At 50.1% G+C, this 12,419-nt stretch carries 10 protein-coding genes; 6 read left to right on the top strand and 4 right to left on the bottom strand.

The annotated features are described in order from the left end of the window. Nucleotides 1-355 precede the first annotated feature (355 nt). Entirely contained in the window at nt 356-1,312 is a 957-nt protein-coding gene (locus MLC70_RS17575) for a DNA-binding protein (RefSeq protein WP_248185693.1), read from the bottom strand. A 332-nt stretch (nt 1,313-1,644) separates the two neighbouring features. Between MLC70_RS17575 and MLC70_RS17570 the strand changes: the two genes are divergently transcribed. Continuing rightward, on the top strand, nt 1,645-2,955 hold the full coding sequence (locus MLC70_RS17570) for a tyrosine-type recombinase/integrase (protein WP_248185691.1): 1,311 nt from the start codon (nt 1,645-1,647) through the stop codon (nt 2,953-2,955). Between the two features lie 417 nt (nt 2,956-3,372). On the opposite strand, the gene MLC70_RS17565 is transcribed toward MLC70_RS17570, so the two are convergent. Both MLC70_RS17565 and MLC70_RS17560 read right to left on the bottom strand, forming a co-directional pair. Next, nucleotides 3,373-4,413, bottom strand: coding sequence for a ParB/RepB/Spo0J family partition protein (locus MLC70_RS17565; RefSeq protein ID WP_248185689.1), 1,041 nt, complete (start codon nt 4,411-4,413; stop codon nt 3,373-3,375). Further along, on the bottom strand, nt 4,413-5,594 hold the full coding sequence (locus MLC70_RS17560) for an AAA family ATPase (protein ID WP_248185687.1): 1,182 nt from the start codon (nt 5,592-5,594) through the stop codon (nt 4,413-4,415). Before MLC70_RS17560 ends, MLC70_RS17565 begins: the two co-directional genes overlap by 1 nt. 712 nt (nt 5,595-6,306) lie before the next feature. On the opposite strand from MLC70_RS17560, the gene umuD reads away from it, so the two are divergent. The 4 genes from umuD (at nt 6,307) to MLC70_RS17540 (ending at nt 10,251) form a co-directional block, all read left to right on the top strand. Beyond that, nucleotides 6,307-6,750: a translesion error-prone DNA polymerase V autoproteolytic subunit gene (umuD, locus tag MLC70_RS17555; RefSeq protein ID WP_248185685.1), complete on the top strand. Its 444-nt coding sequence runs from the start codon at nt 6,307-6,309 to the stop codon at nt 6,748-6,750. A gap of 31 nt (nt 6,751-6,781) precedes the next feature. Then, nucleotides 6,782-8,068: a translesion error-prone DNA polymerase V subunit UmuC gene (gene umuC, locus MLC70_RS17550; protein ID WP_248185682.1), complete on the top strand. Its 1,287-nt coding sequence runs from the start codon at nt 6,782-6,784 to the stop codon at nt 8,066-8,068. Nucleotides 8,069-8,207: 139 nt separating this feature from the next. Then, entirely contained in the window at nt 8,208-9,470 is a 1,263-nt protein-coding gene (locus MLC70_RS17545; RefSeq protein ID WP_248185680.1) for a hypothetical protein, read from the top strand. A gap of 166 nt (nt 9,471-9,636) precedes the next feature. Further along, on the top strand, nt 9,637-10,251 hold the full coding sequence (locus MLC70_RS17540) for a tyrosine-type recombinase/integrase (RefSeq protein WP_248185677.1): 615 nt from the start codon (nt 9,637-9,639) through the stop codon (nt 10,249-10,251). Nucleotides 10,252-10,368: 117 nt separating this feature from the next. Here MLC70_RS17540 and MLC70_RS17535 read toward each other — a convergent pair whose 3' ends face one another. Further along, nucleotides 10,369-11,262, bottom strand: coding sequence for a LysR family transcriptional regulator (locus tag MLC70_RS17535; RefSeq protein WP_248185695.1), 894 nt, complete (start codon nt 11,260-11,262; stop codon nt 10,369-10,371). Nucleotides 11,263-11,421: 159 nt separating this feature from the next. Between MLC70_RS17535 and MLC70_RS17530 the strand changes: the two genes are divergently transcribed. Then, complete coding sequence (locus MLC70_RS17530) at nt 11,422-12,180, top strand: SDR family oxidoreductase (protein WP_248185676.1); 759 nt, start codon at nt 11,422-11,424, stop codon at nt 12,178-12,180. Nucleotides 12,181-12,419: the final 239 nt, after the last annotated feature.

Here is a 12,419-nt window from a genome sequence, read left to right as displayed (position 1 = left end):
AACCCATATCTCTGGCAGCCTGAGCCAGGGAAACAACCGGATCATAGCTTAGGGACACCATCAGGTTGTCCAACTGATTGGGTCCACCTCAGGGGACGCGCTGAAGAAGTCGGAAATTATCTGGAAATGCCTGTATCCGAGGGATTAAGGCTGTATCGAAAGGTTTAGCCATGACGTTCATAAAAAACCCAATTTAGTTATGACTGAGTCCGATGTTTAGGGCGTAAAGCTCCTAAACGCCCCTGCTGTCTAAAACAGTGGCATAAACAAACCTAATACACTATCTCGGAAATCGAAATCTCCATCACCCTCAAGAATACAGTCAATATCGTGTCACTCCCTTAACCTTAGCGGGCTATCCCTCAATCTGTTTGCATCGTTTTAGTTTGCCCTCGAGTTTCGCAATTTGATCCTTTAGAACACCGTTTTCTGCGACCGCGGCGTCGAATTGCTTGGACACATCTGAACTTTCAGCTTCCAAAGCCTCGATTCGTTGTTCGTACTTAGACACCGTAACGGCCAACCGATCCGATCGTGCTCGTTCGAGCTTTAAATCGGCGTCCCACCGCTGCTTATCTTCCTGATGTCGTTCTTTGATCTCTCGTACTTGCTGTCGAGCATCATCGAGCTGGAGCATCCAGTGATCAGCAAGTCGGGCATTCTTTTCGTTGTCCTCGGCTAACTGCCTCCGGGCATCTTCTACCGACTGCCGCAACGTCGCCCGCTCCCGGTACCAATCCTCTTTTGCCTGGTCAAATCGCCTATTTGCGTCTTCACGCTCGTGGTCAAGCTGATCGGAAAGGCGGGATTTATCGCGTTTCAGATCGAGTATAGTTTCGTCATGGCCAGACAATAGCGATTTTAGGGCCTTAACCTGTTGCTCCTGCTCCGAGATGGTTCGGGCCTGCTCTGCGACAAATTGTTCACGGTCTTTTAGCAGTGCCGACTGCTCATCAATGATTGCCGCTGTCTCATCTAGAGATACCCTGTTCGCCTCCCGCTCGGCTTCCCGCTCTCGCTCTACCGATTGCCGCTCTTCATCGTACCGCTCCCCTGCCTTAACCAACGCCTGGGCCCAGAAGTCTTCAATGATGGGCAACAGGGGTTCTGGGATGGCCGAGGGGAGCGCTGTCAGACCGCGCGCCTTAAACTCCTCTCGAAATGCCCTGAGGTAGTTATTGACCGTAGTGCGCGAACCCCTGCGCCCCAACTCTTCATGAACGGAATCTACGGTCGGGTTTTTGCCCTGACCAATCAGTCGGGTGGCAATACGTGCCACTTCTTTTTGGGAAAAAGAAGCTGGACGCCCCATATCAGCCCCCTACCTTTACGGTGGTGTTAGGCGCGAGCACTCGCCTTTTGTAAGTTCGCACGATTGTCTCCTACGGTTGTCGACGTTAATCCAAGCATACCACGGTATACGATTACATACACTACACGTATACCGGTATATAAAGACATGTTAAGTGCTGTGTATAAACATAACTATTATTATGATCCGGAAATGGGAATGATCTGCTAGAATAAGCGCCAGACCGTGGAACATGCCGGCCGGGCACCCTGTAAACACACTGCCCTGCCCTGCCTCAGAAAATCACAAAGCCAGCAATAGCAGTCGTTGCAGCGGGATGAGCGGAGACAAAATTGACCAGAGAAACCGACACCGAAAAAAGCGTGGAACCTTTCGAGGCAGACAACCTTGACGTGATACCGGCAGACAAAGGACCCGGGAAGATGGTCACCCTGCCCTGGGAAGCGCCCGCTGAATTTCGTACTGTGCCCGGCCATGCTGGCAAGCTGCGAACGCCAGACCTTGTTGGCTGGAAAGCGAATAGCGATGCAGAGGCGGTGGCCGTATGGCTGGCGGAGAAAGCCAGCGGGAGCCCTCATACCGCAACGGCTTACCGAAAAGAAGCAGAGCGTTTTCTGTTTTGGCTTGCCGATCAGGGCATGACAATTTCGGACGCAACCCGGGAGGACTACCTGGTGTATGCAAGGTTCCTTCTTAATCCCCAGCCGGCAGACCGGTGGCAAAGTGGAATTCGCATTCAGAGAAGTGATCCGAGATGGCGCCCTTTTGAGAAACCGCTGAGCCCCGGCACCGCGAAGCAGTCGCTCACGATCATCAAGTCGTTGATCAGTTACCTGCATACGAAGGGATGGCTTCTTGCCAACCCGATGCCCGATCCAAAGAATCTGATTTCTGCACCGAAGCGCGACCGTGCGGACCTGATAAACGAGCGACAGATTCCACCGCACCTGATGGCCGAATTTATAGAGTTCTGCAGCGCCTGGTCACCGTACTATGGTAAGAAGCCGATCACTCCCGGCAGCGTTGACGAAAAGCGAATCCGCGTTGAGAAAGCGCGGCTAATGCTTATTGTTGACCTGGCGTCTGTTCTGGCAGCCCGGAGCAGTGACATCCTTGCCGCAACCTGCTCAGACTTCTATCCGGCACCGCCGAACTCCGGCACTGACTGGTTGTGGAGAATCACATCAGGTAAAGGCAACAAGTCCGCGGTACTGCCAGTACCGAAATCGGTCATTGCAAAACTGAGCAATCTGCGCATCCAGCTTGGACTCACTGCGTTACCGAAAATCGGTGAACCGCCCTACCCTATTGCACCGGATACTCGATCCATTACGCTGGGCACCCCTTTTATGAGTACGCCGCCTGCTGCAATCTCGCGTTCCAGACTCTACAAACATTTGAAGGAAATGTTTGTTTCATTTAGCGAGAGCATCCTGGAAGACGACCCGTCACGAACCGCGGACGCACAGCTTATGAGGAACGCGTCAACGCACTTCCTCCGGCACACCGCTATCAAAGCGGTCACGCTCAAGACGAACAGTCTTACGACTGCTCAGAGGCTGGCCAGACACAGCAACATCAACACAACCGCCGATTACGCAAAGACAACTCTGACTGAACTGGCGGTCGCATTGAACGAATAGAATCTGGGTGTTTTTATAAAAACACCCAGCAATCGGGCCTTGTCTCACGACGCCTTACCTATCAATACGAGAGTGTTTTTGTAAAAACACGGGAGCTTGACCCAGATTCGCGTGCTTCTTCGCCTGTCCAGTTACAGGCTGTTTTTATAAAAACAGCTCTGAAAATGGCCGCCTTAAAGCTATTCCTTACCGGAGGCCCCTAACATGTTTTTATAAAAACGTCGAACTATAGCCAATCCACGAGGGCTGTTTTCCAGCGTAATATCGGGGTGTTTTTATAAAAACATCGATATCCGGCGCTTCAATCAGGATCTGCCTTTTGCATCTCGTCCGATGTTTTTATAAAAACGGATCAAAAAAAGCCGGACTCCCTATCGGAAACCCGGCCCAATACTGACGTGTGGGAATGGTTTTTGGCTAAGGTTTTGGTTCGACCTTCTCAATGGTCAGCCCTTTTTCCTCTAGGAAATCGTTTATGACTTTGGTGATTTCATCCTGAGACGCGACGTCCAACGCGCCCTGCAACATAGTAACCGTTACCTTTCCTTTCCCTGGTTTCACAGTGAATGTTTTACCTTTCTGTGAACGAAACACGCCGACACCGTTGCTGGACGGCCTTACCCCACTCTCACCTTTGTATAACGACTCTATCCTATCGAGAATTAATTTGGCCTTTTCGGGCTTTCTATCAATCTCATCTGCATGCTCTACGATGCGATCGATGATCTCATCCCGCTTTTTCCTGTCGTCTATGTCAACCAGCTGAATGATTTTGTAAAGGGAGTTGTACCCAAGACGATGCAGCTTTACGCTTTCGGCGATATCTTTAGGCATCGTATTTGCGATTCGGTAGTACGTAGCAAATTGGGTGCGATCAATTCCGATGGCGGACGCTATCTCAGAGTTGGAACCCTGAACCCTCCCTGATTTAACAATGTCCACGTAATGTAAGCCATAACCCCAAACAGAAACGTTCGATCTGCCATAGTTTTCAGACCGCTGATACCTAAGCGCTTCAAGTTCAGTCATCCTCTTGACCACTGCCGGAACATCAAGGTCATGATATTTGGCAGCAGAAGCACGCTTATACCCTACGATGCCCTCAAACAAATGACCCTGGTCATCTGGCTCATCGAGCGGACGAACAGTAACCGGTGAAACGATACCTTCCTGACCAACCTGCTCGATGAGCTCGGCATATTCAGGATCGTCCAACATTTCTGCTTCGGTTCGATCTTTTAAATCCCACCGGCGAATCAGTCGTGCAGGAATGAGCCTGAACTCGTCACCAGGAGTAATCTCGCGACTCACTGTAAGATCTTCAGGACGCGGCTGAGCGGGCGCTGTCGCAGCGGTGAATGTTCGTTTTTGTCCTTCTTGCGAAACGGATCTTTGAACTTCCTCTTTCCCAGCAGAAAATCCTTTGCCTTTGGGTGGTCGTCTTGTTTTCTCAGCCATTACAATGCCTCCCTGTTCCAGTGAGTCATGAGGTCGTCGAAGACTTCGTTTACAACCTGATCCATTTTCTGAACCGCGTTTGTGTAGGCCTGTCGTGAGCCTGCCGGCTTCTCCAACGAGTAAACCGTGGAAAGCGCTGTGGACGCGTCTGCAATACCTCGGCTGAGCGGTACTGTGCTCTCCATAACCGCGTCACCATACAGTTTACGTATGGCATTTTGAGAATTCCGGTGCCCATTATTACCGTTCTCAAGGTACTGGCTTATCAAAAGCCTGAAATAGCTGTACTGCTTATCAACCTGGTCAACGACACCGGTCATCGCCGCCGTATACGCCACCAACGACGCACGATCCAGTAACTCGGGTTTCAGCGAGGTGATGATACCGTCTGCAGCGACAAGTGCATTGATTTGCATAAGGCCAAGATTCGGCGGGCAGTCGATAATTACAACGTCATACTCATGCTTGACGATATCGAGCACAGCCTTCAACCGTAAATTAGTCGGAATTTCATTGGTGGTTGGTGATTGGCTGAAATGCTGAGCGAGCAGTCGCTGCTCAAAGCTATTCATGAGCGAATTGGCTGGCATCAAATCAACATTGTGGAAGTACGTGCCCCGAATGGCGCCGCTTGTGGCAATCAACGCTGGATCATCCAGAAGCGCCTCGATTGGGAGATCGCTTTCTTCGAGATGGAGATCAGGCACGACCCCACCAAGAATCTGAGTCATGGATGCCTGTGGCTCGAAATCGAGCCCCAAAACCCGGAGACCTTTCAAAGAAAGTCCATGGACCAGATGGCAAGCGTTGGTAGTGTTACCAACGCCGCCTTTGAATTTGGATAGTGCTAATACGAAAGGGGAGGTTCCTGGAGGGCGCTTGAACTGCGTGCCGGCTTCATGACGGAGAGCATCAATTTCAGCCAACGTCCAGCGACCGTGACCTTGCGCGTTACGGGAAACGTCTGGGCTCCGCTGCCGAATCCACTCGGTTGATCGATCAACCAATGAGGACGCCTCAGACACACTGTAAGTTTTCAGGTAGCGTGTATCGCCATTTCCATATTCCGAAGCGATCGTCTTTTTAATCTCGTTGAGCTCATCAAGACCCGCATCGTTTATGTCATAGAAATAGTCGTAGGTGTTTTCTAGCGGTCCGAGCCACTTTTCATAAGTTGGCATGGTAACTCCATATTTGGGGTAAAGGTATCAATTGGCGCATTTACCGCCAAAAAATGCAACAGAGACCATAATAGCCTAATTCTTTGCAACAACAACACTAGATCCACCAAAAAGGCACAGAAATACAAAAATACCTCCGCTCTGCGCCTAAAAGGATCTCATTCATCTCAAAACATAATCTTTTATTGTCGAACAGCACTGTGTTTAGGTGTTTTTATAAAAACACCTGCAGCGTTACCGAAGAGAGGGCTTTATTCCAATAGTATTGCAAAACAGTAGGACACTAAGTAAGGCGGAGAAACCGAGCACAATGGATTCATGGAGATCGGTGGGGCGGAATACGTTATCGGGCATCGTGGCTGAACGCAGGGTAGGGCAGGGGAGGGCAGGCTCACGCTCCCAGATACACTAAAAACGACATCCATGAGCCTGTAAACCACAAGGAGACTGTTTCTCATCAAGCTCAGTTGCACGCGTATATGCCAGAGCGTAACCAATCGCATAACCGGCTGCCACACCTACTAGGGCCGTCACCGGCCCAACCAGACCGCCTAACAGTCCACCAATAAACATCAGTATCACGCTTTTCATACAGACTCCTCCGGCCTTCCTGGCTGCTGCATAATTTCGAGTATAGGACAGTAACGTGGGTTGACCCTTGACTGTTGTCCCGCCAGAATACTGTATATTCAAACAGTATTCGGTGTAAAGCATGTCCTGCATTCTGCTTGGTGACTACGAATCCGTCTCATGGCTGGATATCCCGATGTTTCTGGAGCGGGTCTCCGCTGGCTTTCCGTCGCCAGCGGAAGACTACGTTGAGAAAACTATCGACTTGAATGAGTTGTGTATCCAGCATCCCGCCGCCACTTTTTTCGTGCGGGTTCAGGGAGAATCCATGAGCGGTGCCGGGATTTATCCCGGCGATGTGTTGGTGGTGGATCGATCGCTTAGAGCGAAGCATGGAGACATCATCATCGCCAGCCTTGAAACCGAGATGACGGTGAAGCAATTGCACCTGACGCCGCTGCCAGTTCGTCTCCTTCCACGAAACTCGGCATACCCGCCCATCACCATTGAGGGCGACATGGTAATGGAGGTGTTTGGGGTGGTCACCAATGTGATCCGGTCACTGAAGCGGGGAGGGCAGGGATGATGTCTGTGTGTCTGAGAGAGACCAAGGGGCAATGAAACAGCCTGTATTCGCTTTGGTGGACTGTAATAACTTCTATGCCTCCTGCGAGAAACTGTTCCGTCCGGATCTGCGCAATACACCCGTGGTGGTTTTATCCAACAACGACGGCTGCGTGGTCGCTCGCTCGAAAGAAGCGAAGGCACTGGGCATCAAGATGGGCGTGCCGGTGCATCACATCAAGTCGGAAATTCGCCAATATGGCATTCAGGTGTTTTCCTCCAACTACACCCTCTATGGAGACATGAGTCGGCGGGTTATGACCACACTCGAAGCCTTGGCCCCACGAGTGGATCTCTACTCCATTGATGAAGCCTTTCTGGACCTCACCGGCATTGACCGGGTGGTGTCCTTCGAAGAGTTTGGGCGAGCGGTCAAAAAGACGGTTTACCAGAACATTGGTTTGCCGGTCTGTGTAGGTATCGCCCCCACACGAACCTTGGCCAAGTTGGCCAACTATGCCGCCAAGAAATACCTGGCAACCGGCGGTGTGGTTGATCTTACAAATCCTGAGCGGCAGCGCCGGTTGATGGCCCGGGTACCGGTTGAGGAGGTTTGGGGTGTCGGGCGAAAGCTCGGTGCTAGACTGAAGGCCATGAGCATTGTCACGGCGTTACAACTGGCAGATAGCCATCTGGCGACGCTCCGAAAACAGTTCTCGGTCGTGCTGGAACGCACGGCCCGGGAGCTCAACGGCACTCCCTGTGTGGCGTGGGAGGATGTGCCGGCCCCCAAGAAGCAGATCATGTGCTCCCGCTCGTTTGGTAAGTCCCTTCAGAAACTGAGCGACCTGGAGGAAGCCATCGCACACTTTGCGACTCGCGCTGCAGTGAAGCTCCGGACAGGTGATCAGTACGCTGGAGAGCTGATGGTGTTTATTCGGACCAACCCGTTCAAGGCTAGCGTACCGCAGTATTCACGCAGTGCCAGTGTGAAGCTTATCCGGCCCAGCCAGGATTCCCGGGTTATTGTGCAGCAGGCATTGCACCTGTTGCGACCGATGTATAAGGATGGATTCGATTACGCTAAAGCCGGGGTCATGCTGGGTGATCTGGTGCAAGAGGCGGGTGTTCAGGAGGATATGTTTGAATCCAACTCTGAGCCGGAATCGGATGCTGCGAGATCGGAACGTCTGATGGCGGTGATGGATGCAATTAACCGGAAATCCAGAGCGACTGTCTACATGGCCAGAGAGGCTGGACCGGCGGCTTTTTTGATGCGGCGGGAGTATTTGTCGCCAGCGTATACGACCCGGTGGGATGACCTGCCAGAGGTTCACTAGTAAACAAAAGCGAACATTCGCAAGCGGACCTTTTTGCCGCGCTGCGCCAAGGTGAGAAGTCCACAGCGTTTTAAAACGTCGGTGGAGACTGGGTAGAACCCATCTTCTACTATTGCTATCCCAACAGATGGAAAATGCAGTGAAGAACATCAAGTGGCTTGACCCAGGAAAACTGAATCCAGACATTACGTTCGGGAAGATTAAGGAGGTGGCTGAGCCCAAAGGACCAAAAAGCATCTCGTTCAAAAACTTCTCGTACTTTGAGTACCTCGGAATCCTGCAGTCGCTTCTAAAGTTCCCTGACGTCAACGAAGAAGTTGGAGCAGACTGGGTCGTTAAGAAGACGGTCCCTCAATGCCTATACCTAGATAAATTGGACCAGTCAGGCTTCCTAGAGGTAGCAAACCAGGTATTGCGTGATGCCCTGAACAAACCAGTTGAGACCTATCACCTACTGACCTCAATCTCGGTGAGTCGCTCGTTTCCCTTCAAAAACATCGTGGTGAATGATTGTCGACTGAGATTCTTTGCTAAACGGGATTACCCAAAGAAGTACCGAGACAGGGCCAAAGTAATCAAGTCAGTCAATCCTTTACTTAAGTGCGAGCACGACAACTACCTGAAGTGCATCGTCACAGTTACTGCGAGATATCCTGCAGCAGCGGCTCACAAAGCCCTTGCTGCGCTGGATTATCTAAGGGGCACTATTTGCTTTTCGGGGAATCCAAGAGTCGAATTTAATTGGGGACCTTCCTCTGATAAGCCAATGAACATCGTTCGTCTGGGCCAAGCTCATACCCTTCACGAGAAGAACGGCAAGGCTCTGACAGATAAGGTTTGGTACGAACCGAATTTCTACGAGCATTCAGTGGATGTAACGAAGAATGCTAACCACTACCGGGAGCTGTTCGTAAAGATAGATGCCACCTTCTCAGATTCGACATTCGGAAAGAAACTCATTGAGTCCCTAATTCGGTACGCACGGGCTGGCGACGAGAAGGACGCTAACACTGGTTTTTTGAAGCTATGGAGTGTCATGGAAACAGTTCTGAGTCCAGGTGATGCTCGGCATGAAAAAGTGGTCCAACGTGGAGCAGCTCTTTTTGCAGACACCGACAGACAATTCCATCAGCAAGCGTTAAACCATCTCAGGTTATTCAGAAACCGAAGCGTCCACGATGGAGAAGAGAGTAACCAAGCAAAGGCTTACTGCTTCCAGTTGCAAAAGTACTTCAAGCAACTAATGACATTTCACCTTCACATGTTCGCCTCGTTTCATTCGCTAGACCAAGCAAACGAATTCCTCGATCTACCGATGGGGAAAACTCAGCTGGAAGACAAAATAGCTATGTATCAGAGGGCACTAAAGCTGAGATACGGCGAAGATACAGACCACGTTTAAGTGAATTCGCAAATGGAGGGTTATACCCCATTGCTGCGGACCTCTTTTCCTAAGAGAACTGTTCAGGCTGCCCGACTGAATGTTCGCTTTGCGACCAGGTTGGCCAGCAGAGGACAATCTTTTGAGCCATACTTAAAGGCCCTTACCCTCCGAAGAGGGCCACGTCATGACGTTTCCTACCAGCAAAGTTCCCTGGAACAAAGGGAAGCTCGTCGGCCAGAAGCTGCCGCTCAAACTCGAACAAATATGGGCTATCCGTATTCGGTTAGAGATAGCAAAGAACATCCGCGAGCTGGCGATGTTCAACATGGCAATTGACTGCAAACTCCGATCCTGCGATCTGGTAAAGCTATTGGTTCGAGATATTTCCAGAAACGGTGAGGTTCTGGACCGGGCGCAAGTCATCCAGCAGAAGACCAGTCAGCCTGTTCAGTTTGAGATAACCAAAAAGACGCGCGAATCGGTCGAAGCATGGATCGAATTGCGTAGACTCTCAGGGATGGATTATTTGTGGCCGAGCCGGATGCGAAAGTTCGACCATATCACTACTCATCAATACGCCCGTCTTGTCAAAAAGTGGATTACGAGCATTGGACTTGACCCTTCCGTCTACGCAACCCATTCAATGAGACGTAGCAAAGCGACATTGATTTACAAGAAGACCAAAAATCTTCGAGCCGTTCAGTTGCTGTTGGGGCACACGAATATGTCGAGCACCGTGCGGTACCTTGGTGTCGAGGTCGAGGATGCTCTGGAGATAGCTGAGAGTATTGAGATCTAGGTGCGTAACTTGTGTCCTTGGTCCCTTTGGATGCCTCAGACGCTGCAAGCCCCGGTCGATGATCACCCTCGGGTTACAGGCTCCTCCCGTCGCTTTATGAATATTACTTTTGTGCCATTAGCGGACACTAAATCTTGTCACCAGGTGATCAAAAACCAATCGAACACGTTGTGGTACTGGACCACGTTGAGGGCGATAAATAAATAAATCCCAAGGCTCAGGCTCGGCCTCTTCTAACACTCTCACAAGTTTCTCTTGGCGTAATAAGTCTTGGGCCAAAAAGTCAGGAATTTGAGCAAACCCCAGTCCATTTTGTACACCCATTAATTCAGCTTCGGCGTCGGCACTTCGAAAACGTGTTATGGATGGCATCCACTGTCTGTCCATGGAAAAAACCCATGGCCAAAGCTTTCCCGTATTGCGATCTACTAACCCTGTAACCGGCAAGTGGTTTAGATCTTCAATAGACGCAGGCCTTCCCACTCTATCTATTAAGTCAGGCGAAGCCACGACATACAGATTAATTTTGGCGAGCTGGCGGGCAATAAATCGACTATCCCTCATGAAGCCGATACGAATCCCAATATCTATTTTTTCGTCAACTACATCCACGCGCTCGTCACTGAGTGTCAGGTCTATATCCAGTTGAGGGTGTACTGTTGAGAGTTCCATTAATGCTGGCATCAAGCATTTATGACCAAAACCAACAGGCACTGCGATACGAACCCGCCCTTGTAATTCATTACCCGAGTCAGGGGCACTTGTTTGAAACAATTCATCTACAGCGCGCAGGCGTTCTTTTGCGATCACAGCAAATTTTTCTCCAACCAGGGTCACTTGTATGTGTCGCGTATTTCGATGAAATAAAAGCTCCCCTTGCAATCGCTCTAACTCCTTTACTGCTCGCGTCACTGCCTGAGGAGAAATTCCCAGACGGTTAGCCGCTTCTTTAAAGCTGCGAGACTCTGCAGCAGTACAAAATATCCGGAGCATTTCCAATCTGTTAAGCATCACAGTCACACTCAGGTTTGGTATGCATACACAAATATTATTCCAAATTCTGGAATTGTCAAATCAAAACGTTTCCATTTATTGGTTTTTGAAGGTGAGGGATGATTTGCATGTCAGGTAGACATAGTCATTCATTCAACTGATTTGAGGATATTAACTATGAGTAGTGTTTTAGCAAACAACATCAGCGGTAAGGTCGTTGTGATCACTGGTGGTAGCAGCGGTTTAGGCGAGACCACGGCAAGGCATTTAGCCAGTCTTGGCGCATCTGTTGTTTTAGGTGCCCGACGCATCGACAAGCTTGAAGCTATTGCTGCTGACATACGCACAGCAGGCGGAAAAGTTGCGGTTCAAGCGACAGATGTGACTAGCCGGGACGAAGTGAAGGCCCTTGTAAATCTTGCACAAGAGCGCTTCGGTAAAGTTGATGTGGTTATCAATAATGCAGGGTTAATGGCGATTGCACCGTTAGCTGAGACTCGAGTTGACGAATGGGATCGCATGATTGACATCAACGTTAAAGGTCTGCTGTATGGAGTAGCCGCAGCGCTTCCGATTTTTCAGGCTCAGGGAACAGGCCACTTTATCAATATTTCATCCGTAGCGGGTGTCAAAGTATTCAGTCCCGGCGGCACGGTTTATAGCGGAACCAAATTCGCTGTTCGCGCTATTGCCGAAGGCTTGCGCCATGAAGTTGGGGGTAAAATTCGTTCAACAATCATTTCACCAGGTGCAGTCGAATCTGAATTAAAACATGGAAGTTCAGATACTCAGGGTGCAGCCTTTGTAAAAGATTTTTATCAGCAAAATGAAATTCCATCTGAATCTGTTGCTCGTGCTATCGCATACGCAATTGAGCAGCCTGCGGATGTGGATATCAACGAGATTGTTCTGCGCCCAACGGTTCAAGAATTTTAATTCGTTTAATAAAAGACCTATTAACCAGCGGGTGATTTAACCACCCGCTGAATATTCAGATTGTGAGGTTATTGATGACTGCGTTAAACGGACAAATGCGTGCTTTGATATTAGATAGCTATGAAGAAGGTACAGTATTCCGGGATGCCCTGATTAACTTACCCCTGAATCAGTGACTTTGCAGGCCAGTATACTCCGCAAAGCGCCATCGGCGCTAACGGGAGCCATCACTTGGTCAA

Origin of the sequence: Marinobacter goseongensis (assembly GCF_023156235.1) — a bacterium.
GTDB lineage: Bacteria > Pseudomonadota > Gammaproteobacteria > Pseudomonadales > Oleiphilaceae > Marinobacter > Marinobacter goseongensis.
This window is presented reverse-complemented; position numbering and strand designations above follow the sequence as displayed.

Bases quoted from the DNA above. Each gene is read 5' to 3' on its own strand.
- MLC70_RS17560 (WP_248185687.1), bottom strand. From the start codon at position 5,594: ATGCCAACTTATGAAAAGTGGCTCGGACCGCTAGAAAACACCTACGAC.
- umuC (WP_248185682.1), top strand. From the start codon at position 6,782: ATGAAACAGCCTGTATTCGCTTTGGTGGACTGTAATAACTTCTATGCC.
- MLC70_RS17530 (WP_248185676.1), top strand. From the start codon at position 11,422: ATGAGTAGTGTTTTAGCAAACAACATCAGCGGTAAGGTCGTTGTGATC.
- MLC70_RS17535 (WP_248185695.1), bottom strand. From the start codon at position 11,262: ATGCTTAACAGATTGGAAATGCTCCGGATATTTTGTACTGCTGCAGAG.
- MLC70_RS17575 (WP_248185693.1), bottom strand. From the start codon at position 1,312: ATGGGGCGTCCAGCTTCTTTTTCCCAAAAAGAAGTGGCACGTATTGCC.
- MLC70_RS17565 (WP_248185689.1), bottom strand. From the start codon at position 4,413: ATGGCTGAGAAAACAAGACGACCACCCAAAGGCAAAGGATTTTCTGCT.
- MLC70_RS17540 (WP_248185677.1), top strand. From the start codon at position 9,637: ATGACGTTTCCTACCAGCAAAGTTCCCTGGAACAAAGGGAAGCTCGTC.
- umuD (WP_248185685.1), top strand. From the start codon at position 6,307: ATGTCCTGCATTCTGCTTGGTGACTACGAATCCGTCTCATGGCTGGAT.